Origin of the sequence: Pectobacterium araliae (assembly GCF_037076465.1) — a bacterium.
GTDB lineage: Bacteria > Pseudomonadota > Gammaproteobacteria > Enterobacterales > Enterobacteriaceae > Pectobacterium > Pectobacterium araliae.
This window is the reverse complement of sequence record NZ_AP028908.1, coordinates 3,769,809-3,796,632: the sequence shown is the minus strand read 5'-3', so window position 1 is coordinate 3,796,632 and position 26,824 is coordinate 3,769,809. Positions and strand designations below refer to the sequence as shown.

Here is a 26,824-nt window from a genome sequence, read left to right as displayed (position 1 = left end):
TCGCCGCAGCCCCTGTAGCGGCTCTTTGCAGGGCTCGACCCTGCTATTTATCGGCAATTAAGCCTCTGTTCAGTGTTTTCTGGTCAATGCCAGTTGCAACGACCAAAGCTCTTTTTTCTCTTTGGCGTTGAGCCCATGCGTTCTGTCACGGGCTATCAAAATATCTAATCGCTGGTTCAATAACTGATCGTAGAGCTCTGCCAGACTGATTCTGAACTTCTCGTCGAGCTCTTCTTCTACGATCATATGGTTCCATGACGCCATGGTTTCAAGCTGCTTACGGTATTTGCTGTCGCGATATTTTTCCAACAGCAGACCCATATTCATTCCTGGGCTGGCGTTGCAGGTTTTTACCAAATCCTGAAACAGCGATAAGCCAGCCACTTTGTCTTCTTCAATGTCTTCCAGCGTGAGGTCAGGCACCTCTGTCGCCAGTCTTGGGTTTTGTACTAAAAGTCCTACAAGTATACGCATAGTTGTGACTTTTAGTTGCGGCGGCTGGTAGGACTGAGTCTGCTCTGCCACTTTTGGGAGCAGTCTGTCCAACTGGCTGTCGTCCAAAATCCCTAGCTTGTTACCGAGCTGCTGGCGTAAATACAGCCGCAGCGTTTCTCCCGGCACCTGGCCTATCAGCGGCAGCACCAGCGTGCTGAGCTTGGTCCGGCCATCGGGTGAACTCATATCCACCTGCTGTTGCAGTGTCTCGAACAGGAACTGTGACAGTGGTAGAGCGTGTTCCATGCGCTGTTCAAAAGCTGCTTTGCCCTCTTTACGCACCAGCGTGTCGGGGTCTTCACCGTCCGGCAGGAACATAAAGCGTAGCTGACGACCATCATTCAAATAGGGTAGCGCAGTTTCCAGCGCGCGCCATGCCGCTTCGCGTCCGGCACGGTCTCCGTCGTAACAACACACCACCTGGTCTGTGGCGCGAAATAGTAACTGAATGTGATCGGCGGTCGTGGAAGTCCCCAGCGACGCCACCGCATAATCAATACCAAACTGCGCCAGTGCCACCACATCCATATAGCCCTCAACAACCAAGAGTCGTTTGAGGTCTGTATGGCTCTGCTGCGCTTCATACAGGCCGTATAACTGGCGACCTTTATGAAAAATCTCTGTTTCCGGCGAGTTAAGATACTTTGGCGTACCGTCGCCTAATACACGTCCGCCAAAGGCGATCACTCGACCCCGCTTGTCGCGGATAGGGAACATGACACGCTCGCGGAAGCGGTCATACATGCGACCCTGATCGTTAGTCACCAGCATGCCAGCATCGTTCAATGTACTGCGGTCGTCATTATTACGGCCAAAGCGCTTTAAAACGTTATCCCAGCCGGGCGGGGCGAAGCCAATTGCAAAATGACTGATCACTTCTGCGCTTAAACCGCGCTGTTGCAGGTACTGTAACGCTGGTGTACCGACGGATTGGCTTAGCGCTTGTTGATAGAACCCGCTGAGCTGTCCCATCAATTTGTACAGACTTTGCCGTTGGTGACGCTCTAACTGGGTTGGGCCTGTACCGCTTTCATAAGGCACGTCGAGGCCGTATTGGGTAGCTAGTTCTTCAATGGTTTCAACGAATTCGAGACGATCGTAATTCATCAAAAAGTCTATGGCGTTGCCATGTGCGCCACAGCCAAAACAGTGATAGAACTGTTTGTCACCGTTTACAGTGAATGAGGGGGTTTTCTCGTGATGGAACGGACAGCACGCATGGTAGTTTTTGCCCTGCTTTTTCAGTTTGACGCGCGCGTCAATGAGATCGACGATGTCGGTGCGAGCCAGCAGGTCATTAATAAATACGCGTGGGATTCGTCCAGCCATAAGCCCCTGGTGTATATCCTTCTGTAAGGTGGTTACATTGGATATAGCTTATAAACGACAACAAGCCGCGCTTCCTTTCGGAAAGCACGGCCTTACGTATGCAACTGCTAAGTCTGCGGATTAATCACGCGTTGGAGGGAAACCCTCCTGAAAATTAATACAGACGAGTGCGGCGTGCGTTTTCTCGAGCCAATTTCTTCGCGTGACGTTTCACTGCAGAAGCTTTAGCGCGCTTACGTTCGGTCGTTGGTTTTTCATAAAACTCACGGCGACGAACTTCAGCCAGAACGCCTGCTTTTTCACAAGAGCGTTTGAAGCGACGCAGAGCTACGTCGAACGGCTCGTTTTCACGTACTTTAATTACCGGCATGTGCCTCTCACCTTAATAAATTCGGTTTGCCGCTGGCCTTGTGCCAGCCTTTTCAAAATGGTGCGGAATTCTACTGCAAACGTGACGCCTTTGTAAAGCATCGCGGTGATCATAAAACGCGCAACCAAGGCCAGCGCAGAAATCAGGCCGCTTATGGTAGACTACCCACAGTTTGAAGCAAGCAGCATTTAACGCGTGCTTGTATCGTCGTCAAGGTAGGAACAGTAATGCGCGTATTGGGTATCGAAACATCCTGTGATGAAACGGGTGTGGCCATTTATGACACGGCAACGGGTTTGCTCGCCAATCAATTATACAGCCAGATCAAATTGCACGCTGACTACGGTGGCGTCGTGCCTGAGCTAGCCTCACGTGACCACGTGCGTAAAACGGTTCCGTTAATTCAGGCGGCGCTGCGTGAAGCTGGGTTGCAGGCCGGTGATATTGATGGCGTGGCTTATACCGCTGGGCCTGGCTTAGTTGGCGCATTATTGGTGGGCGCGACTGTCGGCCGTGCTCTGGCCTTCGCTTGGGGCGTACCGGCGATTCCTGTGCATCACATGGAAGGGCATTTGCTGGCCCCGATGTTGGAAGATAACCCACCTGCATTTCCCTTTGTTGCGTTGTTAGTGTCTGGCGGTCATACGCAGCTCATCAGCGTGACGGGGATTGGTGAATACCGTTTGCTGGGTGAATCGGTTGACGATGCAGCGGGTGAAGCGTTTGATAAAACCGCCAAATTACTGGGATTGGACTATCCGGGGGGGCCGATGCTGTCGAAAATGGCACAGGCGGGCGATCCTCATCGCTTTACGTTTCCGCGCCCGATGACCGATCGGCCGGGGTTGGATTTCAGCTTCTCTGGCCTAAAAACGTTTGCTGCTAATACAATTCGTAGCAATGGTGATGATGAGCAGACGCGTGCTGATATTGCACGTGCGTTTGAGGATGCTGTCGTGGATACGCTGGCCATCAAATGTCGTCGTGCGTTGGATGATACCGGTTTTAAGCGGCTGGTTATGGCGGGGGGCGTAAGTGCCAACCGTTCATTACGCCAGCGTCTAGGCGAGGTGATGGCGAAACGCGGTGGTGAAGTGTTTTATGCGCGTCCCGAGTTTTGCACAGATAACGGTGCGATGATTGCCTATGCGGGCAGCGTGCGTCTGGTTCATGGTGCGAGCCAGACGCTTGGCGTATCTGTTCGGCCACGCTGGCCACTGGCTGAATTGCCCGCGGTGTGAGCGTTCGGGCGATAATCACTACGTGTAGCAGGTCTACACGTAGTAAAAAGCGGCAGCAGACGAGCGAATTACAGTTCTTGTTCGAATAACACCAGAATCGCTTCGTAAAGCTGTTTGACGCTGAATCCTCTGGCTGGCGTAGTGAAGATGGTGTCATCACCCGCGATGGTGCCCAGAATACCTTCAGATTTTCCTAATGAGTCGAGCAGGCGTGCGATGAGCTGCGCGGCACCCGGGCTGGTATGGATCACAATGACAGCGTCGTTGTAGTCTACGTCCAACACCAGATTCTTTAGCGGGCTGGACGTGGTAGGGACACCGAGTTCTGCAGGAAGGCAATATACCATCTCCATTTTGGCATTGCGTGTGCGCACTGCGCCAAATTTCGTTAGCATGCGCGAGACTTTGGATTGGTTGATGTTTTCAAAACCTTCGTCTTGCAATGCCTGAACAATTTCACTTTGTGAACTGAACTTCTCTTCCTTTAACAGCGCTTTGAACGCTTTAACGAGGTCTTCTTGTTTTGTCGAATTTCGCATTCTGCACCGGATTAATTGTTATGGTTAATCCTCCTATTATGCAGTTGTGTGAATTTTTATGCAATTAAATCGCGTATAATTCCAGTCTGTTTCCTCAGATATGCGCTAATCGCTGTTTTCAAAAAAATTCAGCCTCCGGGCAGTCCGAAAAATGCGTCCCGCGTCACATAAAAGTAAATCAAATGTTATCAGAATGATGTTGTTTGGACACCATTGATCGGTGTAATGTAGCCCACTGGTTAAACGCACGTGAATTAACACCACGTTATAGCTCAATAGCTTATTAATTTTACTTACCATTCAAACGAACGGTCTTTTTTGATTTATTATTAGAGACATAGCAAATTTTTTGTCTCTCGTTCATTTGTTGAAAGATAAGTAGACTGATTTTATCTCTATTTTTATATTCTGTTTATAACCAAATGAATTCACGGCACTTTTTTATTTTATGATAATAAGGAGTTTAGGATGAAAGTTGCAGTTCTCGGAGCAGCAGGTGGTATCGGTCAGGCGCTCGCACTCCTCCTCAAAACCCAGCTTCCTTCAGGTTCAGAACTATCCCTTTACGATATCGCTCCGGTCACGCCGGGTGTTGCCGTCGATCTGAGCCATATTCCTACAGCAGTGAAGATCAAAGGCTATAGCGGTGAAGATGCTAAACCCGCGCTTGTTGGCGCAGATATCGTGCTGATTTCTGCCGGTGTGGCACGTAAACCTGGCATGGATCGTTCCGATCTGTTCAACGTCAACGCGGGTATTGTGCGTAATCTGGTTGAACAAATTGCGGTTACTTGCCCGAAAGCCTGTATCGGCATTATTACCAACCCGGTGAATACGACCGTTGCTATTGCAGCCGAAGTGCTGAAAAAAGCTGGCGTGTACGACAAAAACAGACTGTTCGGTGTCACAACGCTGGATATCATCCGTTCCAACACGTTCGTTGCTGAGCTGAAGGGCAAACAGCCGCAGGATATTAACGTGCCAGTTATCGGCGGACACTCTGGTGTGACGATTCTGCCTCTGCTGTCTCAGGTTCCTGGTATTAGCTTCAGCGAGCAGGAAGTGGCCGATCTGACCAAGCGTATCCAGAATGCAGGCACTGAGGTTGTTGAAGCCAAAGCAGGTGGCGGATCGGCTACGTTGTCCATGGGTCAGGCTGCTGCGCGTTTTGGTTTGTCTCTGGTTCGTGCGCTGCAAGGTGAAAACGGTGTGGTGGAATGTGCGTACGTTGAGAGTGATGGCAAACATGCTCGTTTCTTCGCGCAGCCGATTCTGTTAGGCAAAGATGGCGTCGCTGAGCGTAAAGACATTGGCGTATTAAGTGCGTTTGAGCAAAACGCACTTAACAGCATGTTGGATACGCTGAAGCAGGATATTGAGTTAGGTGAGACGTTCATCAAGAACTAATTAGCGTATTATTGGGCGTTAATAATACGCAGAGTAAAAAGCCGGAGATGCCGATCTCCGGCTTTTCTTTTTGTGCGCCGGGCATGGCGCGTAGCGCCTTGACGGGCGCTGTCCGTTGACTGTAGTGGTCAAGGGGCGACTTGGCGGTGAAAGTCCTCTACACACCCGGCAAGGGGAAGTGTTAGCCGAACGGCAAGGGTGCCCACCGCGAGGTGGGATCTGAAGGAAGCTGAAGGCAAAATGCTGGCCTGACGAACAGGAAGCAGTTTAGGCGGCACAGCGGGGTAAGGTGGCAAATATCATCAAAGCCCAATACTTGCACAGAACGCTGTGACGTAAAGCTGACAGGCATAAGCAGGAAGGTCGCGCGAATTACCCCGGGAGGGCTGCACGTTTGCTTCAGGGCTACCGAGCGTCGAGAGGCGACGGGATGAACGTGCAGCAGTCAGCCGAAGCCGTAGTAGTGCTGCATAACTGGCAGCATGAAGGGCTGAACATGATTAACCGTGATTAGGACACCGATACTCGATGGGAATTAATGAGGCACAAGCGCAGAGCACTGCGGCCAGCGGCAGAGGAGACGGACAGTATCCGTCAGTGCTGCATGAGGGTGCTGAAATCCCCACGGCGGTCGGTGGGCAAACGAAAGCGGAAATGCCGTTGACGATGGAAACGGTGATAACGAGAGAGAACCTGATGCTGGCCTATCAGCGCGTGGTGGAAAACAACGGCGCGGCAGGGGTAGATAACCTGAAAGTGACGGAGTTGAAGCCGTGGCTGAAACAGAACTGGGCGAGTATCAGGCAGGCATTGATTACGGGCGCCTACCAGCCGCAGGCGATACGCAGAGTGGATATCCCAAAGCCGGACGGCGGCGTGAGAACCCTGGGTATCCCGACGGTAGTGGACAGGCTTATCCAGCAGGCGATAGCACAACAACTCAGTCCGGTCGTGGAGCCGCACTTCTGCGAATCGAGTTACGGGTTCAGAAGTAACCGCAATGCGTGGCAGGCAGTGCAACAGGCACAGCGCTACATACAAAGCGGGAAACGCTGGGTGGTCGATCTGGATCTGGAAAAGTTCTTTGACCGGGTGGATCATGACATTTTGATGTCACGTCTGGCGAGGCATGTCAGGGATAAACGGCTGTTGAAACTGATACGTCGCTACCTTGAAGCGGAAATGACGAACGGGTGCGAGACAGAGAAGCGAGGTAAGGGAATGCCGCAGGGCGGACCGTTGTCGCCGCTACTGTCGAACATTCTGCTGGATGAACTGGATAAAGAACTGGAGCGTCGAGGTCACAGCTTCTGTCGCTATGCGGATGACTGCAACATTTACGTGAGCAGTCGCAAAGCAGGCGAGCATATCTTTAGGGCAATCAGGGTGTACCTGAGAGACATACTGAAGCTAAAGGTCAATGAGCAGAAGAGTGCGGTGGCGCGACCGTGGGAGCGTAAGTTCCTGGGATACAGCGTGACACGGCACAAACAGACCCGACTGAAGATCGCAGGGAGCAGTGTCGAGAGGCTGAAGGAGAAGATCCGTAGCCTGACGACAGGGCACGCGACGAAATCAGTGAAAGGCGTAATCAATGAACTCACACCGATACTGCGAGGCTGGATGAGCTACTTCAGATACACGGAAGTAAAAGGAGTTCTGGAGAAGATTGACGGCTGGGTCAGGCGTAAACTGCGCAGTCTACTGTGGCGGCAATGGAAACGAACGTATACGCGAGCCCGAATGCTAATGCGAGCGGGCTTGTGTGAAAAGCGAGCGTGGAGGTCGGCGAGTAACCAGCGAGGAGCGTGGTGGAACGCGGGGTCGAGTCACATGAATGATGCGATAAAGACGGCGCAGTTCAGACGACTCGGCTTGATATCACTAGTGGAGCAGCAACGGCAGTTCCAGAGTTAACATGAACCGCCGTATGCGGAACCGCACGTACGGTGGTGTGAGAGGACGGCGGGAGTAATCTCGCCTCCTACTCGATCCCTTATTTTCTATAAAAGCAATATATTCAGCCTAAAAGACGTCCATTATTGATATGGCGGCTTGAAATATGTGGGTAACGTGATAAAAGCAGTTGCCGTACAAAAGCTTCTGCTGTTAGATCTACGCCATATCCATGATGATTTTATGGTCATCGCACTATTTATTGAGCCGGCCTACTTATTTTCCGGCCTACTAAGGGGTTACCGTGAAACTGGATGAAATCGCGCGTCTTGCGGGTGTTTCACGCACGACAGCCAGCTATGTCATTAACGGGAAGGCCAAACAATATCGCGTCAGCGATAAGACCGTTGAGAAAGTCATGGCTGTCGTCAGGGAGCACAATTATCATCCCAACGCCGTCGCGGCTGGATTACGTGCCGGACGCACACGTTCAATTGGTCTGGTTATTCCCGATCTGGAAAATACCAGCTATACACGCATCGCCAATTATCTAGAGCGCCAGGCCAGACAGCGTGGATATCAGTTATTAATCGCCTGTTCCGAAGATCAGCCGGATAACGAGATGCGGTGTATTGAACATCTGTTACAGCGGCAAGTTGACGCTATTATCGTTTCTACCGCGTTGCCACCCGAGCACCCGTTTTATCAGCGCTGGATAAACGGCGGCCTGCCGATTATTGCATTAGATCGAGCGTTAGATCGTGAACACTTCACCAGCGTGGTCGGAGCCGACCTTGAAGATGCTGAAATGTTGGCGCAGGAATTAAGGAAAATGCCGGCGAAATCGGTAGTCTATCTTGGGGCGTTACCTGAGCTTTCTGTTAGCTTCCTGCGTGAACAGGGGTTTCGGCAGGCGTGGGCGAGCGATCCGCGTGAAGTGAAATATCTTTATTCCAATAGCTATGAGCGTGCAGCAGCGGCGGCAGCGTTTATGGATTATTTAAATAATAATCCTATGCCTGATGCATTGTTCACTACCTCATTCCCATTATTGCAGGGGGTGATGGACGTTAACCTGAAGATTAACGGGCGTTTGCCGAATAATCTGGCTATCGCGACCTTTGGGGATAATGAGCTGTTGGATTATCTGGAATGCCCAGTATTGTCTGTCGCCCAGCGCCATCGTGAAGTTGCAGAGCGTGTGCTGGAATTGGTGTTGGCCAGTCTGGATGAACCGAAAAGGCCGAAGCCGGGTTTGAATCGTATTCGACGCAATCTGTACCGTCGTGGCTCATTGAGCCGCGCATAATCTTCCTCTGCCTTTCTGCGCCATAGATTGCTATGGCGCTTCTTCTCTAATCTGCTCTCAATTCATTTTATGGCAGTGCGACCCGGAATAGCCGACGGCAATATTCCAGAAAGTAGCCATACGTTACACCCATCACCATTGATATCACCAGGTTACTAGTGACTGCGGTCAATATTTGTGCGGGACTTGCCCCGATAACCCAGAGAATCGCAGCATAAACAGGAGATTGAAAACTGACATACGCAAACAGGTCAGCAACGCTGCGCACCAGGAAATAATCACCACCGTGACGCTTGGCCATATTCAACACGCGATCGCGATAAAGCCCATATGGCCACGCAATAGCAATATTGACGGGGATAGATAGCAGACGTGAAGACAATGACTGCTCGACGCTCATCCCAGAAAGCATAATTTCAATCGCCATGCCGATGATGAAACAGTAGACAACGAGTGCAAAGGTATCAGCGGTGGCGCTTCGCAATCGTGACGTCGGGGAAAACATACCGAGATGCTCCATTCTTAGGGCAGATAAACTGGTGTTAAAGGGTTGGGTGGTTTTTTGTCATGACTTATTTTATTTGTGTAGTGTACATCACTGAATGACTGGCTTAGTACTAGCTAAAAATATTTATTTGCGAATGTTTTTTATACTTTTCCGCTACTTTATTTCTATCCGGTAAATTTCTCGTTTTTTTATCGCGACAAAGAATTTTAAATGAATTAAAAACAATGAGTTGTATTTCATGGAGAGCGAGGCATTTCTGAGGAAGGGGAATTGTGTTGAAGTATTAAAGGAAGTGAGGGGATGACCGATAAAAAAGGGTCGCTTGTGATGTCCATTTTAATGTTTTTCTGGATGTATGAAACGCACGATTTATTCGTCATGCTTCCTGAACCTGTTTTTCTTTTCAGGAAGCCGAATTTGTCGGAGAAAGAACTTAACGTAGGGTAAATTGGCTAATTAATAAAAAATCGACGATGTAGATGTTAGAAATGTGACATTGAGCAACTGTTAACCTCTGCGGTATGATCCAGCGGGTTCGCTCAATCCTTGGTATTCAAGGCGTTCGGCCTGATGAGACTATTCTGAAAACCTTTGTCTTTGGTATCAGCGTGTGACAGTAAAAATAATCGAGATACCCGAGTTGGTGGCTATATGTTTGCAATAATTCAGCGTCGTTGTGAATTTTTCTCAAATTATCATGATGTTAATCTTTGTTAATTCTGACTCCTTATTCCTTTTACCTCTATGCTGACCTCAATTCATTCATGAATAATCCCAAAGCGCGTCCGCTCTGGCTTGACAAGGTTTTCATACCCTCCGTACACTCTTAAAGGTGGGATTTTGTGGGGTAAAGTGGTGAAAAAGGCGATGGGGGGGGTAACTCAGGTATGTTTCGTGGGGCTACGCTGGTTAACCTCGACAGTAAAGGGCGTCTTGCTGTGCCTACCCGATACCGGGAAATGCTGAACGAGGAATCGCAAGGTCAAATGGTGTGCACCATTGATCTGCATCAGCCATGCCTGCTGCTTTATCCCTTACCTGAATGGGAAATCATTGAACAAAAACTGTCTCGCTTGTCGAGCATGAACCCTGTGGAGCGCCGTGTTCAGCGTTTGTTATTGGGGCATGCCAGCGAGTGTCAAATGGATAGTGCAGGGCGTTTGTTGATTGCGAATACGTTAAGGCAGCATGCGAACCTTAAAAAAGAAGTGATGCTAGTCGGGCAGTTCAACAAGTTTGAGCTGTGGGATGAACAGACTTGGTATCAACAGGTCAAGGATGATATTGACGCTGAACAATCGACTCAGGAACCTTTATCTGAGCGGTTGCAGGATCTATCGCTATAGCCATGCTGGAAAATTATAAACATACCACCGTCCTGTTGGATGAGGCTGTAAATGGCCTGAATATTCGCAGCGACGGCACATACATTGACGGCACATTTGGCCGTGGTGGTCACTCCCGCCTCATTCTTTCCCAACTCGGGCCGGAAGGGCGTCTGTTAGCTATTGATCGCGATCCTCAGGCCATTGAAGCAGCCAAAGCGATTAACGATCCGCGTTTCTCCATTATTCATGGGCCGTTCTCTGCCATGGCGGATTATGTCTCGGAACTCGGGCTGATCGGGCAGATCGATGGCGTTTTGCTCGATCTCGGTGTTTCTTCCCCGCAGCTTGATGACCCTGAGCGTGGGTTCTCATTTATGCGCGATGGCCCGCTGGATATGCGTATGGACCCGACGCGCGGTTTGTCTGCTGCCGAATGGCTGATGAAAGCGGAAGCTGATGACATTGTTTGGGTCTTAAAAACGTTCGGTGAAGAACGTTTTGCCAAGCGTATTGCGCGCGCCATTGTGGAACGTAATCGTACTGAGCCGATGACGCGGACAAAAGAACTGGCAGAATTGATTGCTGCTGCTAGCCCGGTACGGGAAAAGCATAAACATCCGGCAACGCGCAGCTTTCAGGCGATCCGCATTTATATCAATAGTGAACTGGAAGAAATCGAACGTGCATTAGAAGGTGCGCTGAGCGTACTGGCGCCACAGGGGCGTCTGTCGGTGATCAGCTTCCATTCGTTAGAAGATCGGATTGTGAAACGGTTTATCCGTCATCAAAGCCGTGGCCCACAGGTGCCTGCTGGCCTGCCGCTAACGGAAGAGCAACTGCGCAGCCAAGGTGGACAAACATTAAAGCCTGTTGGAAAGAAACTGATGCCGTCGGAAGAAGAAGTGGCAGAAAATCCGCGTGCGCGCAGTTCGGTGCTGCGGTTTGCTGAGAGACTGCCAGCATGATCGGTAATGAACGGCATACGCTGGTTGGCGTCATCGGTGAGGATCTGCTACGTAATGCAAAACTCCCGGTGCTGCTGATGGTCGCCGTGTTGATTTCTGCCGTCTTTGTCGTAACGACGGCGCACCGGACGCGTTTGCTGACAGCAGAGCGCGAACGGCTTTTGCTGGAGCGTGATGCGCTGGATATCGAATGGCGAAATCTGATCCTGGAGGAAAACTCATTAGGGGATCATAGCCGCGTTGAGCGGATCGCGACGGAAAAACTGCAAATGGGGCATGTTGATCCGTCACAGGAAAATATTGTGGTTAAGTAATGAACTAAATAGGCAACCAACGAAGCATGAAAGCAGCCCGTACAGGAAAGTTAAAGCGCCAAGAAGAGCAAGCCAGCTTTGTTAGCTGGCGTTTTGCGTTGCTTTGCGGCTGTATCCTGCTTGCGATGGTTGGCTTGATGGCTCGCGCAGCTTATCTTCAGGTCATCAATCCAGATAAACTGGTGCGCGAAGGCGATATGCGTTCCTTACGCGTGCAGGAAGTGCCGACGGCGCGCGGTATGATCAGCGATCGCGCTGGCCGTCCCTTGGCCGTCAGTGTGCCAGTGAATGCCGTTTGGGCCGATCCGAAAGAGGTGAACGACCGTGGTGGTATCACGCTGGATACACGTTGGAAAGCCCTTTCTGACGCGCTCGATATTCCGTTAGATCAGTTGGCAACCAAGATCAATGCTAACCCGAAAGGACGCTTCGTCTATCTAGCGCGTCAGGTGAATCCGGCTATTGGCGAATATGTTCATAAGCTGAAATTACCAGGCATTAATCTGCGGCAGGAGTCTCGCCGGTACTATCCTTCTGGACAAGTGACCTCTCACCTCATTGGTTTCACCAATATCGATGGAGAAGGCATTGAAGGTGTTGAGAAAAGTTTTGACCGCTGGCTGACCGGGCAACCCGGTGAGCGTACCGTGCGCAAAGACCGATTTGGCCGTGTGATTGAAGATATCTCCTCCGTTGACAGTCAGGCTGCACATAATCTGGTGCTCAGTATTGATGAGCGTTTGCAGGCGCTGGTTTACCGTGAACTTAATAACGCGGTTGCCTTTAACAAAGCCGAATCGGGAACGGCCGTACTGGTCGATGTGAATACTGGTGAAGTGTTGGCAATGGCGAATAGCCCGTCTTACAACCCGAATAATCTGGCAGGTACGCCGAAAGACATTATGCGTAACCGTGCTATCACCGATATCTTCGAACCCGGTTCTACCGTTAAACCGATGGTGGTGATGACAGCCTTGCAGCGCGGTGTCGTTAAAGAAAATAGCGTACTCAATACGCTGCCTTACTACGTTAATGGGCATGAAATCAAAGATGTGGCGCGCTACAGCGAATTGACGCTGACGGGCGTGTTGCAGAAATCGAGTAACGTCGGTGTCTCCAGACTGGCGTTAGCGATGCCTTCCTCTGCGCTGGTCGATACTTACGCCCGCTTTGGATTAGGAAAAGCGACCAATTTGGGGTTGGTCGGAGAAAGCAGTGGCTTATACCCCCAAAAACAACGGTGGTCTGACGTAGAGCGGGCCACCTTTTCTTTCGGCTACGGGCTGATGGTAACACCGTTACAGTTAGCGCGAGTCTATGCCACGATCGGCAGCTTCGGTATTTACCGCCCGCTGTCGATTACCAAAGTTGATCCCCCCGTGCCTGGCGAGCGCGTCTTCCCTGAAGCGCTCGTGCGTTCCGTAGTGCACATGATGGAAAGCGTTGCACTACCCGGCGGTGGCGGCACCAAGGCGGCCATCAAGGGCTACCGTATCGCGATTAAAACGGGTACAGCCAAGAAAGTCGGCCCAGATGGTAAGTACATCAACAAATATATTGCCTATACGGCGGGTGTGGCGCCAGCCAGTAATCCACGTTTTGCTCTGGTTGTCGTGATCAACGATCCGCAGGCAGGGAAGTACTACGGCGGCGCAGTTTCTGCGCCAATCTTTGGCGCCATCATGGGTGGCGTCCTGCGTACGATGAATATTGAACCGGATGCGTTGTCGACGGGCGACAAAAACGAGTTTGTAATTAATAGAGAAGAGGGATCAGGTGGCAGATCGTAATTTGCGCGATTTACTTGCGCCGTGGGTGCAAGACATCCCGGTGCACGCGCTGCGGGAAATGACATTAGACAGCCGCATCGCGGCTGCCGGGGATCTGTTTGTCGCGATTGTCGGGCACAAAACAGATGGACGGCGCTATATTCCGCAGGCAATTGCGCAAGGCGTAGCAGCGATTGTTGCCGAAGCAGAAGGTGAAGCTGCTGATGGCACGGTTCGCGAAATGCACGGTGTGCCAGTGGTCTATCTCAGTAATCTGAACCAACGGCTTTCTGCGCTGGCAGGCCGTTTTTATCAGCAGCCAGCGGAAAAATTACAGCTGATTGGCGTAACGGGAACCAACGGAAAAACGACGACGACTCAGCTTCTGGCGCAGTGGAGCCAGGCATTAGGCGAAACGAGTGCGGTGATGGGCACGGTAGGCAATGGCCTATTGGGTCGGGCGATTCCGACAGAGAATACGACAGGATCTGCTGTCGATGTTCAGCAGGTGCTGAGCCAACTGGTCGAGCAAGGTGCGACGTTCGCCGCAATGGAAGTCTCTTCACACGGGCTGGTGCAAAATCGCGTTGCCGCCTTGCCGTTTGCGGCGGCGGTGTTCACCAATCTGAGCCGCGATCATCTTGATTACCATGGCGATATGGAAAGCTATGAAGCGGCCAAGTGGGCGCTGTTCGCCGAGCATCGTGTTGGTCAGATGATTATCAATGCTGATGATGAGGTTGGTCTGCGCTGGTTAGCGAAGCTGCCGGACGCGGTTGCTGTAACCATGGAAAACAATTTGGTCCCCGGCTGCCGTGGGCGCTGGCTGAAAGCGACACAGATTGATTATCACGACAACGGTGCCACGATTGCGTTTGATTCAAGCTGGGGACATGGCGAAATTGAAAGTCGCCTGATGGGGGCGTTTAACGTCAGCAATATGCTGCTGGCGTTGGCAACACTGCTGTCTCTTGGTTATCCGCTCGATAAGTTAGTGATCGCTGGATCGCAACTGCAACCCGTATGTGGCCGCATGGAGGTTTTCCATGCTGAAGGCAAACCCACGGTCGTTGTTGATTATGCTCATACGCCGGATGCGCTGGAAAAAGCGCTTGAAGCGGCGCGTTTGCACTGTCTGGGGAAACTCTGGTGCGTGTTTGGCTGCGGTGGCGATCGTGATAAAGGTAAGCGCCCACTTATGGGCGGCATTGCAGAACAGCTGGCCGACCGCGTTGTGGTGACTGATGATAACCCACGCAGTGAAGAGCCTCAGGCGATCGTTGCCGATATTCTCTCTGGGCTGTTGGATGCCGGACGGGTTCAGGTGATTCACGGACGTGCTGAAGCGGTCACTAGCGCGATCATGCAGGCGCAGGAAAATGACGTGGTGCTGGTCGCGGGCAAAGGACACGAAGATTACCAACTGGTTGGCAATCAGCGTCTTGATTATTCCGATCGCATCACCGTTGCCCGCCTGCTGGGGGTGATCGCATGATTCGCGTTTCTTTGCAGCAACTTGCCACGGTGCTGAATGCGCAGTTGATTGGCGAAAGTATTGATATTGAGGATGTTTCAACCGATACGCGCAAGCTGTCGTCTGGCTGCTTGTTTGTCGCCCTGAAAGGCGAGAAATTTGATGCACATGATTACGCTGCTGATGCGGTGAAAGGCGGAGCGGCAGCACTGTTGGTCAGTAAGTACTTACCTATTGATGTACCGCAGTTGCTGGTAAGCGATACGCGTTTGGCATTAGGGCAAGTGGCTTCCTGGGTTCGCCAGCAGTCAACGGCGCGCGTTGTTGCACTGACCGGTTCTTCCGGAAAAACCTCGGTTAAAGAGATGACAGCGGCGATTCTGCGTCAATGCGGCTCGGTGTTGTATACCGCGGGTAACTTCAACAACGACATCGGTGTGCCGTTAACGCTGCTGCGTCTGACGGCGGAACACCAATTTGCAGTGATTGAACTCGGGGCAAATCACATTGGTGAGATTGCCTATACCACCGATCTGGTGCGGCCGGAAAGTGCGCTGGTCAATAACCTGGCTGCTGCGCATTTGGAAGGTTTTGGTTCACTGGCCGGCGTGGCACAGGCGAAAGGTGAGATTTTTGCGGGTTTGCCAGTAGACGGCGTAGCGATCGTGAATGCGGACAGTAACGATTTCCCGCACTGGCAGGTCACCTTGAATCATAAAACTGTCTGGCGTTTCTCACCGGAGGCTGCTGGCGACATCGATTTTTTTGCCAGCGACGTAGCGGTTTTGGCACAAGGTACACGCTTCACTCTGCACACACCGTTTGGCGAAACGCAGGTTCTGCTGCCTTTACCTGGTCGACATAACATTTCTAACGCACTGGCAGCGGCCGCACTGTCGATGTCTGTCGGGGCGACGCTGGAGGCGGTTAAAGCAGGTTTGTCTCAACTTCAGGCGGTGCCAGGGCGATTGTTTCCGATCGCGTTGTCTGAAGGCAAGCTGTTGTTGGATGACAGCTATAACGCGAATGTGGGCTCGATGACGGCGGCAGCACAGGTATTGGCTGACATGCCGGGCTACCGCGTGATGGTCGTTGGTGATATGGGTGAACTGGGAGAGGAAGCCCCTGAGTGCCATCGTCAGGTGGGCGAAGCGGCGCGAGTGGTGGGTATTGATTGCGTATTGAGTGTAGGAACACTGAGTGAATTGATCGGCGTTGCCAGCGGCAATGGTGAACATTTTCATGATAAAGCCGCGCTGGTTTCACGTTTGAAGGTGCTGATGTCAAAACATAACGTCATCAGCGTATTGGTCAAAGGCTCACGCAGTGCTGCGATGGAGCAGGTTGTACATGCATTACAGGAGAATGCGCAATGTTAGTATGGCTGGCCGAACATTTGGCCAAACTTTATACCGGTTTTAACGTCTTTTCTTATTTGACGTTCCGCGCCATTGTCAGCCTGCTGACCGCATTGGTTATTTCCTTATGGATGGGGCCGCATATGATCGCTTGGCTGCAACGTTTGCAGATTGGGCAGGTTGTGCGTAACGAAGGGCCAGAATCGCATTTTAGCAAACGCGGAACCCCGACAATGGGGGGCGTGATGATCCTGGTGGCGATTATCGTTTCCGTGCTGATGTGGGCGAATCTGTCTAATCCCTATGTCTGGTGCGTACTGCTGGTGTTAGTAGGCTATGGCGCGGTTGGTTTTGTTGATGATTACCGCAAAGTGGTTCGCAAGGATACCAAGGGGTTGATTGCTCGCTGGAAATATTTCTGGCAGTCCGTGATTGCACTTGTAGTGGCTTTCACCATGTATTCCATCGGTAAAGATACGCCAGCCACGCAGCTGGTGGTGCCGTTTTTCAAAGATGTGATGCCGCAATTGGGACTGTTGTATGTTGCGTTGGCCTATTTTGTGATTGTCGGCACCAGCAACGCGGTAAACCTGACTGATGGCCTGGACGGGCTGGCAATCATGCCGACCGTATTTGTGGCCGCGGGCTTTGCGCTAGTTGCATGGGCAACGGGGAATATGAATTTTGCTGGTTACCTGCATATCCCGTATATCCGTCATGCCAGTGAACTGGTGATCGTCTGCACCGCGATTGTGGGCGCAGGGCTTGGGTTCCTGTGGTTTAACACTTATCCGGCACAGGTTTTCATGGGGGACGTTGGCTCGCTGGCGCTGGGCGGCGCGCTGGGGACTATCGCGGTACTGCTACGTCAAGAGTTTTTGTTAGTGATTATGGGCGGTGTCTTCGTCGTCGAAACGCTGTCGGTGATTCTGCAAGTCGGGTCCTTTAAGTTACGCGGGCAGCGGATTTTCCGCATGGCGCCGATTCATCATCATTATGAACTTAAGGGCTGGCCGGAACCGCGCGTGATTGTGCGCTTCTGGATTATTTCGTTGATGCTGGTGCTGATTGGCCTGGCAACGCTGAAGGTACGATAAGACATGGTGGACTATCAGGGTAAAAAAGTCGTCATTATCGGGTTGGGGCTGACTGGGCTCTCCTGTGTTGATTTCTTTCTCGCGCGTGGGGTTGTACCGCGCGTGGTGGATACCCGCATCAGTCCACCGGGTCTGGATAAGTTGCCTGAGCAGGTGGAACGCCACCTCGGTAGCCTGAATGAAGACTGGCTGATGAGCGCGGATTTGATCGTCGCCAGCCCCGGTGTGGCGCTAGCGACACCGATTCTGTGTGACGCTGCTGATGCTGGTATTGAGATTGTTGGCGATATCGAACTGTTCTGTCGCGAAGCGCAGGCACCGATTGTGGCGATTACTGGTTCGAACGGCAAAAGTACGGTGACAACGCTGGTCGGTGATATGGCGCGCGCGGCAGGTTGGCAGGTGGGCGTCGGTGGCAACATTGGTCTACCTGCGCTGCAACTGCTGGAACAGCCTGCTCAGCTGTATGTATTGGAGCTGTCGAGCTTCCAACTGGAAACGACGAGTAGCCTGCACGCTGCTGCGGCTACCATTCTGAACGTAACGGAAGATCACACCAACCGTTACCCGTTTGGTCTACAGCAGTATCGTGCGGCGAAATTGCGTATCTATGAACATGCGGATCTGTGCGTGGTGAACGCAGACGATGCGTTGACTATGCCTATTCGTGGTGCAGATGTGCGCTGCCGCAGTTTTGGTGTTGATGTCGGTGATTATCATCTTAACCGCCAGCAGGGCGAAACGTGGTTGCGGGTGAATGGTGAACGAGTACTTAACACCCGTGAAATCAAGCTGGTCGGACAGCATAACTATACAAACGCATTAGCTGCGTTGGCACTGGCTGATGCCGTGAAGATTCCTCGGGCTTCTGCACTGGCGGCATTGACGGCATTTACTGGACTGCCGCATCGCTTCCAAATGGCCTTTGAGCGCAATGGTGTGCGGTGGATCAATGATTCTAAAGCCACCAACGTCGGTAGCACCGAAGCGGCATTAAGCGGTTTAGCTGTCGAAGGCACGTTGCATCTGTTGTTGGGTGGTGATGGAAAGTCTGCCGACTTCTCGCCGCTGGTGCCGTATTTACAGGGTGAGCGTATTCGTTTGTATTGCTTTGGTCATGATGGTGAACAACTGGCTGCGTTGCGCCCGGAGATTGCTGAACAGACAGAAACAATGGAACAGGCGATGCGCGTCATCGCTGAACGAATTAAGACGGGTGACATGGTGTTGCTGTCGCCAGCGTGTGCAAGCTTGGATCAGTTTCGCAGTTTTGAACAGCGAGGTGATGAATTTGCTCGCCTGGCGAAGGAATTAGGTTGATGCGGTTCTTCGGGATGGCGTTTATCGAACGCATCAAAAGCTGGGTCATGGGAACGCGTGAAAGCGATACGTTGAGCATCGTTCTGTACGATAGAACGCTCGTGTGGTTAACGCTTGGGCTGGCTGTGATTGGTTTTGTGATGGTGACCTCGGCGTCCATGCCTGTCGGGCAACGTTTGGCCAACGACCCGTTTTTGTTCGCGAAGCGTGATGCGATTTATCTGGGGTTAGCATTTGGCTTGTCGTTAATTACGCTGCGTGTCCCGATGGAAATATGGCAACGCTATAGCCCAGTGCTGTTATTGCTCGCCATGGTCATGCTGCTGGTTGTACTCGCGGTGGGGAGTTCGGTTAACGGTGCGTCTCGCTGGATTTCTCTGGGGCCGTTACGCATCCAGCCAGCGGAATTATCCAAGCTGGCACTGTTTTGCTACCTGTCCAGCTACATGGTGCGCAAGGTTGAAGAAGTACGAAATAACTTCTGGGGATTTTGCAAACCGATGGGCGTGATGGTGGTGTTGGCGGTGCTGTTGCTGGCTCAGCCTGACCTCGGTACGGTAGTTGTGTTGTTTATTACGACGCTGGCGATGTTGTTTCTGGCCGGGGCTAAGATGTGGCAGTTTCTGGCGATCATTGGTTCCGGTGCATTTGCCGTTGGGCTGCTGATTGTGGCTGAACCTTATCGTATGCGGCGTGTGACGTCTTTCTGGAACCCGTGGGATGATCCGTTCGGTGATGGCTACCAACTAACCCAATCTCTGATGGCGTTTGGACGCGGTGAATTCTGGGGGCAGGGGCTGGGGAATTCGGTACAGAAACTGGAATATCTGCCGGAGGCGCATACCGATTTCATTTTCTCTATTTTAGGTGAGGAACTGGGGTATATCGGTGTGGTTTTGGCGTTGTTAATGATATTCTTCGTCGCTTTTCGTGCGATGTCTATCGGAAAGCGGGCGTTGGAGATCGATCAGCGTTTTTCTGGCTTTCTGGCGTGTTCGATCGGCGTTTGGTTTAGCTTTCAAACGCTGGTGAACGTAGGCGCAGCGGCGGGGATGTTGCCGACGAAAGGGTTAACGCTACCGCTGATCAGTTATGGCGGTTCCAGTTTGCTGATTATGTCGACGGCGATTGTTTTGCTATTACGCATTGATTTTGAAACGCGCCTGACAAAAGCGCAGGCGTTTACGAGAGGTGCCCGATGAGTGGCGAAGGCAAGCGTTTGATGGTGATGGCTGGCGGCACGGGTGGACATGTCTTCCCGGGCTTGGCGGTTGCCCACCACCTGATGGCGCAGGGCTGGCAGGTTCGCTGGTTAGGTACAGCGGATCGTATGGAAGCCGATTTGGTGCCTAAGCATGGTATCGAAATTGATTTTATCCGCATTTCGGGATTACGCGGTAAGGGCATTTTGGCGCAGTTAAGCGCACCGATCCGTATTTTTCAGGCCGTGCGTCAGGCGCGGGCGATTATGCGCCGCTACCAGCCTGATGTGGTGCTGGGGATGGGCGGTTACGTTTCCGGTCCCGGCGGTTTGGCTGCCTGGCTGTGCGGCATTCCGGTGGTACTGCATGAGCAGAATGGTATTGCCGGGCTGACCAATCGCTGGTTGTCCCATATCGCAAAAAAGGTATTGCAGGCATTTCCGGGGGCGTTTCCCAACGCGGATATTGTGGGGAACCCAGTCAGAACCGATGTGTTGGCGTTACCTGCGCCGGAAACACGATTCGCCGATCGCTCAGGCCCAGTGAGGGTGCTGGTTGTCGGCGGTAGTCAGGGCGCAAGAGTACTGAACCAAACGATGCCCGGTGTGGCGGCACAGCTGGGCGATCGCGTGACGATTTGGCATCAGGTCGGTAAAGGTGCGTTATCAACTGTTCAGCAGGCTTATCAGGATGTTGGGCAGACGCAGCACAAGATTACCGAGTTTATTGATGACATGGCAGCAGCTTACGCTTGGGCAGACGTTGTGGTATGCCGCTCTGGTGCCTTGACCGTCAGTGAAATTGCAGCGGCTGGGTTACCGGCGCTGTTTGTGCCGTTTCAGCATAAAGATCGGCAGCAATATTGGAATGCGCTGCCGTTGGAAAAGGCTGGCGCGGCAAAAATTATTGAGCAGCTACAGTTTAGCGTGGCGGCTGTCAGTGAGGTGCTGTCCGGTTGGGATCGCACAACCTTGCTGGCGATGGCGCAAAAAGCCCGCGCAGTGGCGATTCCAGATGCAACCGATCGTGTTGCGGCGGAAGTCAGTGCAGCGGCAGGCAGTCGGGCCACACATGTGGCTCATGGTTAATTAATACAACGTTGTCGGGTTGGAGAAGACTGCCCGGCGGCGCTACAAGGTAGCGATAGAATAACGTGAATACTCAACAACTGGCGAAACTACGTTCAATCGTGCCCGAGATGCATCGCGTCCGGCACATACACTTTGTTGGCATCGGCGGTGCTGGCATGGGTGGTATCGCCGAAGTGTTGGCCAACGAAGGGTATGAAATTAGTGGCTCCGATCTGGCACCGAATGCGGTGACGCAACAGTTGACCGAGCTGGGCGCACAGATTTATTTCCACCACCGTGCAGAGAACGTGCTGAACGCCAGTGTGGTGGTGGTATCGAGCGCGATTACAGCGGATAACCCGGAGATTGTCGCGGCGCATGATGCTCGTATTCCCGTGATCCGTCGCGCTGAAATGTTGGCGGAACTGATGCGTTTTCGTCACGGCATTGCGATCGCGGGTACGCATGGCAAGACGACGACAACGGCGATGGTTAGCAGTATTTACGCGGAAGCGGGATTAGACCCGACGTTTGTGAATGGCGGGTTAGTGAAGGCTGCGGGAACGCATGCACGTCTGGGCTCAAGCCGTTACCTGATTGCGGAGGCAGATGAAAGCGATGCGTCTTTCCTGCATTTGCAGCCGATGGTGGCGATTGTCACCAATATCGAAGCCGACCATATGGACACCTATCAGGGGGATTTTGAGAACCTGAAGCAGACGTTCATTAATTTCCTGCACAACCTACCGTTTTATGGTCAGGCTGTGATGTGTGTTGATGATGCGGTAATCCGCGAACTGTTACCGCGCGTTGGCCGTCATATCATTACGTATGGTTTTAGCGACGATGCTGATGTGCGCGTTGCTGGCTATCGTCAGACTGGCGCACAAGGGCACTTTACGCTGGAGCGGAAAGATAAGCCGTTGCTGAACGTTACGCTGAATGCGCCAGGGCGTCACAATGCGCTCAACGCGGCGGCGGCGGTTGCGGTGGCGACCGATGAGGGCATTGATGACGAGGCAATTCTGCGCGCGCTTGAGCGTTTTCAGGGCACCGGACGTCGCTTTGATTTCCTCGGTGAGTACCCGCTTGAACTGGTTAACGGGCAAAGTGGGACGGCGATGTTGGTGGATGATTACGGCCATCATCCGACAGAGGTTGATGCTACGATTAAAGCCGCCCGTGCTGGCTGGCCGGATAAACGGTTGGTTATGATTTTTCAGCCGCATCGCTATACGCGAACCCGCGATTTATATGACGACTTCGCGCATGTGTTATCGCAGGTTGACGTGTTGCTGATGTTGGATGTGTATTCCGCAGGAGAGTCACCGATTCCGGGTGCAGACAGCCGTTCACTGTGCCGTACCATTCGTGGAAGAGGTAAGATTGATCCGATTCTGGTGACGGATGTGGATACTTTACCGGAACTGTTGTCACAGGCGCTGCGAGGCGAAGACCTGATTTTGGTTCAGGGAGCCGGCAACATCGGTAAACTGGCGCGTAAACTGGCTGATTCCAGATTACAGCCGCAGATAAGTGAATGAGGAACATCATGACTGAGAAAGTTGCTGTATTGCTTGGTGGAACCTCTGCTGAACGTGAAGTGTCGTTACTTTCCGGTCAGGCGGTCTTGGCTGGTCTGAAGGAAGATGGCATCAATGCCCATGCGGTTGATACCCGCGACTTCCCCGTGACGAAATTGAAGGAAGAAGGCTTTACCCGCGTTTTCATCGCTTTACATGGTCGTGGTGGTGAAGATGGCACATTGCAGGGTGTTCTGGAGTTTCTGGAATTGCCTTATACCGGTAGTGGCGTTATGGCATCTGCACTGACGATGGATAAGCTCCGCACCAAACAGGTATGGCAAGCGGTCGGATTACCGGTATCGCCTTACGTAGCATTGGATCGTCGCCAGTATTCAGAGACGGCGGCAAACGAATTGCTGGCGAAGTTCACGCATCTCGGGCTGCCGCTGATCGTCAAACCAAGCCGTGAAGGTTCCAGCGTTGGTATGAGCAAAGTGAACGCGCTTAGTGAGTTGCCTGCGGCATTGGAAGAAGCATTCCGCCATGATGATGATGTTCTGGTCGAAAAATGGCTGAGTGGCCCAGAGTACACCGTTGCTATCTTGGGTGATGAGGTATTGCCTTCTATTCGTATTCAACCTGCGGGTACGTTTTACGATTATGAAGCGAAGTATTTGTCGGACGATACCCAGTATTTCTGTCCAAGCGGTTTGCCTGATGATCAAGAACAGGCGTTAGCGGTACTGGCGATGGCGGCTTATCGTGCGGTGGACTGTAGCGGATGGGGGCGCGTCGATTTTATGTTGGATAGCGACGGTGCTTTCTATTTACTTGAGGTGAATACGTCACCAGGGATGACGAGCCACAGCCTGGTTCCTATGGCGGCGCGTCAACGTGGTCTGACTTTCTCGCAACTGGTCGTGAAAATTCTGGAGCTTGCTGGCTGATATGTCGCAGGCAGCGCTGAATACACGCGGACGAGAGCCTGAACCGAAAGGAACACGTCGCAGTAATGGAGGCCAATTGGCAGGGATCATTTTCCTGCTGATGGTGATAGGGACGATCGTCTGGGGAAGCTGGATGGTGGTGGGGTGGATGAAAGATGCCAGCCGCTTGCCGCTCTCTCGTATGGCAGTAACGGGGGAAAGGCAGTACACCACCAATGACGATATTCGTCAGGCGATTTTGTCGTTGGGGTCGCCCGGAACGTTCATGACACAGGATGTGAACGTGATCCAGCAGCAGATCGAACGTCTATCATGGATAAAACAGGCCAGCGTGCGTAAGCAGTGGCCGGACGAATTAAAGATTCATCTGGTTGAATATGTACCGGTAGCGCGTTGGAATGATCAGCTACTGGTTGATGCGGAAGGAAATTCGTTCAGTGTACCTGCTGAACGTGTTGGTAACCGTAAGATGCCGTTGCTGTATGGCCCGGAAGGCAGTGAAACAGAAGTTTTAGAAGGCTATCGCATCATGAGTCAGACGCTAGCCACCGGAAAGTTTATGTTAAAAACGGTGGCGATGAGTGCACGGCATTCATGGCAACTGGGATTAGACGATGATACTCGCCTCGAATTGGGGCGAGACGATAGGGCCAAACGTCTGCAACGCTTTATCGAGCTGTATCCGCTGTTGCAGCGGCAGGCTCAGAGCGAAAACAAACGTATCAGCCATGTAGACTTGCGATACGACAGCGGAGCCGCGATAGGTTGGGCTCCAGCCTTGCTTGATCAACAACATGTTGATCGGCAGCGAGTTGGTCAGCAACAAGACATTGATCAGCAACAGAACAGTAACCAGAAACAGGCACAGGCTAAACAACAATGATCAAGTCGACGGACAGAAAACTGGTAGTTGGGCTGGAAATCGGTACAGCAAAAGTGGCTGCGCTGGTAGGGGAAGTCCTGCCCGATGGCATGGTCAATATTATTGGCGTAGGCAGTTGCCCGTCACGCGGAATGGATAAAGGCGGCGTAAACGATCTGGAATCGGTCGTTAAGTGTGTTCAGCGCGCGATCGATCAGGCGGAGTTAATGGCTGACTGCCAGATCTCTTCCGTGTATCTGGCGTTGTCGGGAAAACACATCAGTTGCCAGAATGAAATAGGGATGGTGCCTATTTCAGAAGAAGAGGTCACGCAGGACGACGTAGAAAGCGTGGTGCATACCGCTAAATCCGTGCGCGTGCGTGATGAACACCGTGTTCTCCATGTGATTCCACAGGAATATGCGATCGATTATCAGGAAGGGATTAAAAACCCGGTTGGCTTATCTGGCGTGCGTATGCAGGCAAAAGTCCACCTGATAACCTGCCATAACGATATGGCGAAGAATATTGTTAAAGCCGTTGAACGCTGTGGTTTAAAGGTCGACCAGCTTATTTTTGCGGGGCTGGCCTCCAGTTATGCGGTTCTGACAGAAGACGAACGTGAACTGGGCGTGTGCGTTGTGGATATCGGCGGCGGCACAATGGATATTGCGGTCTATACCGGCGGCGCATTGCGACACACGAAAGTGATTCCTTATGCAGGCAACGTGGTGACGAGCGACATTGCCTACGCGTTTGGTACACCGCCGACGGATGCTGAAGCGATCAAGGTGCGCCACGGCTGTGCCTTAGGCGCGATCGTTGGCAAAGATGAGAATGTGGAGGTCCCGAGTGTTGGAGGACGTCCACCCCGCAGTCTGCAAAGACAGACGCTGGCGGAAGTGATTGAACCACGTTACACCGAGCTGTTGAACTTGGTGAACGATGAACTTTTACAGTTGCAGGAGCAGTTGCGTCAACAGGGCGTAAAACACCATCTGGCAGCAGGGATTGTGCTGACGGGCGGTGCCGCGCAAATAGACGGTCTGGCGGCTTGTGCGCAGCGTGTGTTCCATACACAGGTGCGTATTGGACAGCCAATGAATATAACAGGGCTGACGGATTACGCCCAAGAGCCTTATTACTCAACGGCGGTTGGGTTGCTGCATTACGGGAAAGAATCTCATCTGGGTGGTGAGCATGAAGTCGAAAAACGTGCCTCAGTGAGCAACTGGTTCAAGCGAATCAACAGCTGGTTGAGGAAAGAATTCTAATTTTATCAAAGAGATCACCTGGCACAGTTTTATGATCTCGCAGTTACAGGCACAAACGGAGAGAAATTATGTTTGAACCAATGGAATTAACTAACGACGCGGTGATTAAAGTCATCGGCGTTGGTGGCGGCGGCGGTAATGCCGTCGAACACATGGTGCGTGAGCGCATCGAAGGCGTCGAGTTTTTTGCGGTCAACACGGATGCGCAAGCATTACGTAAAACCGCGGTTGGCCAGACGATTCAGATCGGTAGCGGCATCACCAAAGGTCTGGGGGCCGGCGCTAACCCAGAAGTTGGCCGTAACTCGGCTGAAGAAGATCGCGAAGCGCTACGTTCAGCACTGGAAGGTGCGGATATGGTGTTTATCGCCGCAGGTATGGGCGGTGGTACAGGTACAGGTGCTGCACCGGTTGTGGCTGAAGTCGCCAAAGACCTGGGCATTCTGACCGTTGCTGTGGTGACCAAGCCGTTTAATTTTGAAGGCAAAAAGCGTATGGCGTTTGCGGAGCAGGGTATCGCTGAGCTGTCTAAGCACGTCGACTCGCTGATCACTATTCCAAACGACAAACTGCTTAAAGTGCTCGGGCGCGGTATTTCCCTGCTGGATGCATTTGGTGCAGCGAATGACGTACTGAAAGGTGCAGTGCAGGGTATCGCCGAGCTGATCACGCGTCCGGGTTTGATGAACGTCGACTTTGCAGACGTGCGTACCGTGATGTCCGAAATGGGTTATGCCATGATGGGGTCCGGTGTGGCGCGTGGTGAAGACCGTGCAGAAGAAGCGGCTGAAATGGCAATCTCCAGCCCACTGCTGGAAGATATCGATCTGTCCGGTGCGCGTGGCGTGTTGGTCAACATCACGGCGGGTTTTGACCTGCGTCTGGACGAGTTCGAGACGGTAGGTAACACCATCCGTGCATTTGCATCCGATAATGCGACCGTTGTAATCGGTACGTCTCTTGACCCAGAAATGAATGATGAACTGCGTGTAACGGTTGTTGCGACGGGTATCGGCATGGACAAACGTCCTGAGATTACGCTGGTGACAAGCAAGCAGGCCAGCCAGCCTGTGATGGATCATCGTTACCAGCAACACGGCATGACGCCGCTGGCGCAGGAAAAACCGGCTGCTAAAGTGGTTAACGACCAGAATCCGCAGACGAATAAAGAGCCAGACTATCTGGATATCCCAGCGTTTCTGCGTAAGCAGGCAGACTAATTTG

Annotated in this window: 23 protein-coding genes; 19 read left to right on the top strand and 4 right to left on the bottom strand. The window is 52.3% G+C overall.

The window, feature by feature from the left end; all coding sequences use genetic code 11:
- Positions 1–69: 69 nt before the first annotated feature.
- Positions 70–1,824: a DNA primase gene (gene dnaG / locus AACH44_RS17180; protein WP_261849448.1), complete on the bottom strand. Its 1,755-nt coding sequence runs from the start codon at positions 1,822–1,824 to the stop codon at positions 70–72.
- A 154-nt stretch (positions 1,825–1,978) separates the two neighbouring features.
- Entirely contained in the window at positions 1,979–2,194 is a 216-nt protein-coding gene (gene rpsU / locus AACH44_RS17175; protein WP_001144069.1) for a 30S ribosomal protein S21, read from the bottom strand.
- A gap of 227 nt (positions 2,195–2,421) precedes the next feature.
- Here rpsU and tsaD point away from each other — a divergent pair, with 227 nt between their 5' ends.
- The gene (tsaD, locus tag AACH44_RS17170) at positions 2,422–3,435 is read left to right on the top strand and encodes a tRNA (adenosine(37)-N6)-threonylcarbamoyltransferase complex transferase subunit TsaD (protein ID WP_261849447.1); all 1,014 of its coding nucleotides are present in this window, start codon (positions 2,422–2,424) and stop codon (positions 3,433–3,435) included.
- Between the two features lie 68 nt (positions 3,436–3,503).
- On the opposite strand, the gene argR is transcribed toward tsaD, so the two are convergent.
- Positions 3,504–3,974, bottom strand: a complete 471-nt coding sequence (gene argR / locus AACH44_RS17165) for a transcriptional regulator ArgR (protein ID WP_012773258.1) — start codon at positions 3,972–3,974, stop codon at positions 3,504–3,506.
- Between the two features lie 468 nt (positions 3,975–4,442).
- Between argR and mdh the strand changes: the two genes are divergently transcribed.
- The 3 genes from mdh to cra all read left to right on the top strand — a co-directional run bounded on the left by mdh (position 4,443) and on the right by cra (position 8,586).
- Entirely contained in the window at positions 4,443–5,381 is a 939-nt protein-coding gene (gene mdh, locus AACH44_RS17160; protein ID WP_261849446.1) for a malate dehydrogenase, read from the top strand.
- Between the two features lie 528 nt (positions 5,382–5,909).
- The gene (gene ltrA, locus AACH44_RS17155; protein WP_338659228.1) at positions 5,910–7,298 is read left to right on the top strand and encodes a group II intron reverse transcriptase/maturase; all 1,389 of its coding nucleotides are present in this window, start codon (positions 5,910–5,912) and stop codon (positions 7,296–7,298) included.
- Between the two features lie 283 nt (positions 7,299–7,581).
- Entirely contained in the window at positions 7,582–8,586 is a 1,005-nt protein-coding gene (gene cra / locus AACH44_RS17150) for a catabolite repressor/activator (protein WP_261847103.1), read from the top strand.
- 67 nt (positions 8,587–8,653) lie between these two features.
- Here the strand turns inward: cra and AACH44_RS17145 are convergent, their stop codons facing one another.
- On the bottom strand, positions 8,654–9,091 hold the full coding sequence (locus AACH44_RS17145; protein WP_261847102.1) for an L-alanine exporter AlaE: 438 nt from the start codon (positions 9,089–9,091) through the stop codon (positions 8,654–8,656).
- An 890-nt stretch (positions 9,092–9,981) separates the two neighbouring features.
- Here AACH44_RS17145 and mraZ point away from each other — a divergent pair.
- The 15 genes from mraZ (at position 9,982) to ftsZ (ending at position 26,820) form a co-directional block, all read left to right on the top strand.
- Positions 9,982–10,440, top strand: a complete 459-nt coding sequence (gene mraZ, locus AACH44_RS17140; RefSeq protein WP_261847101.1) for a division/cell wall cluster transcriptional repressor MraZ — start codon at positions 9,982–9,984, stop codon at positions 10,438–10,440.
- A gap of 2 nt (positions 10,441–10,442) precedes the next feature.
- Complete coding sequence (gene rsmH, locus AACH44_RS17135; protein WP_261847100.1) at positions 10,443–11,387, top strand: 16S rRNA (cytosine(1402)-N(4))-methyltransferase RsmH; 945 nt, start codon at positions 10,443–10,445, stop codon at positions 11,385–11,387.
- Positions 11,384–11,701, top strand: a complete 318-nt coding sequence (gene ftsL / locus AACH44_RS17130; protein ID WP_107171044.1) for a cell division protein FtsL — start codon at positions 11,384–11,386, stop codon at positions 11,699–11,701. Before rsmH ends, ftsL begins: the two co-directional genes overlap by 4 nt.
- Positions 11,702–11,727: 26 nt before the next feature.
- Positions 11,728–13,491, top strand: a complete 1,764-nt coding sequence (locus tag AACH44_RS17125) for a peptidoglycan glycosyltransferase FtsI (RefSeq protein WP_261847099.1) — start codon at positions 11,728–11,730, stop codon at positions 13,489–13,491.
- Entirely contained in the window at positions 13,478–14,965 is a 1,488-nt protein-coding gene (gene murE, locus AACH44_RS17120) for a UDP-N-acetylmuramoyl-L-alanyl-D-glutamate--2,6-diaminopimelate ligase (RefSeq protein WP_261847098.1), read from the top strand. The genes AACH44_RS17125 and murE overlap by 14 nt, the downstream gene beginning before the upstream one ends.
- Positions 14,962–16,323, top strand: a complete 1,362-nt coding sequence (gene murF, locus AACH44_RS17115; RefSeq protein WP_261847097.1) for a UDP-N-acetylmuramoyl-tripeptide--D-alanyl-D-alanine ligase — start codon at positions 14,962–14,964, stop codon at positions 16,321–16,323. Before murE ends, murF begins: the two co-directional genes overlap by 4 nt.
- Positions 16,317–17,399, top strand: coding sequence for a phospho-N-acetylmuramoyl-pentapeptide-transferase (gene mraY, locus AACH44_RS17110; protein ID WP_261847096.1), 1,083 nt, complete (start codon positions 16,317–16,319; stop codon positions 17,397–17,399). The genes murF and mraY overlap by 7 nt, the downstream gene beginning before the upstream one ends.
- 3 nt (positions 17,400–17,402) lie before the next feature.
- A complete protein-coding gene (gene murD / locus AACH44_RS17105; protein ID WP_261847095.1) occupies positions 17,403–18,719 on the top strand; it encodes a UDP-N-acetylmuramoyl-L-alanine--D-glutamate ligase in 1,317 nt (438 codons plus the stop codon).
- On the top strand, positions 18,719–19,921 hold the full coding sequence (gene ftsW, locus AACH44_RS17100; protein WP_261847094.1) for a cell division protein FtsW: 1,203 nt from the start codon (positions 18,719–18,721) through the stop codon (positions 19,919–19,921). Before murD ends, ftsW begins: the two co-directional genes overlap by 1 nt.
- Positions 19,918–21,009: an undecaprenyldiphospho-muramoylpentapeptide beta-N-acetylglucosaminyltransferase gene (gene murG, locus AACH44_RS17095; RefSeq protein ID WP_261847093.1), complete on the top strand. Its 1,092-nt coding sequence runs from the start codon at positions 19,918–19,920 to the stop codon at positions 21,007–21,009. The genes ftsW and murG overlap by 4 nt, the downstream gene beginning before the upstream one ends.
- Positions 21,010–21,074: 65 nt before the next feature.
- A complete protein-coding gene (murC, locus tag AACH44_RS17090; RefSeq protein WP_261847092.1) occupies positions 21,075–22,535 on the top strand; it encodes a UDP-N-acetylmuramate--L-alanine ligase in 1,461 nt (486 codons plus the stop codon).
- 8 nt (positions 22,536–22,543) lie between these two features.
- Positions 22,544–23,464: a D-alanine--D-alanine ligase gene (locus tag AACH44_RS17085; RefSeq protein ID WP_261847091.1), complete on the top strand. Its 921-nt coding sequence runs from the start codon at positions 22,544–22,546 to the stop codon at positions 23,462–23,464.
- Between the two features lies 1 nt (position 23,465).
- A complete protein-coding gene (gene ftsQ / locus AACH44_RS17080) occupies positions 23,466–24,347 on the top strand; it encodes a cell division protein FtsQ (RefSeq protein ID WP_261847090.1) in 882 nt (293 codons plus the stop codon).
- Complete coding sequence (gene ftsA / locus AACH44_RS17075) at positions 24,344–25,600, top strand: cell division protein FtsA (RefSeq protein ID WP_010298002.1); 1,257 nt, start codon at positions 24,344–24,346, stop codon at positions 25,598–25,600. Before ftsQ ends, ftsA begins: the two co-directional genes overlap by 4 nt.
- A gap of 68 nt (positions 25,601–25,668) precedes the next feature.
- Complete coding sequence (gene ftsZ, locus AACH44_RS17070) at positions 25,669–26,820, top strand: cell division protein FtsZ (RefSeq protein ID WP_261847089.1); 1,152 nt, start codon at positions 25,669–25,671, stop codon at positions 26,818–26,820.
- Positions 26,821–26,824 lie beyond the last annotated feature (4 nt).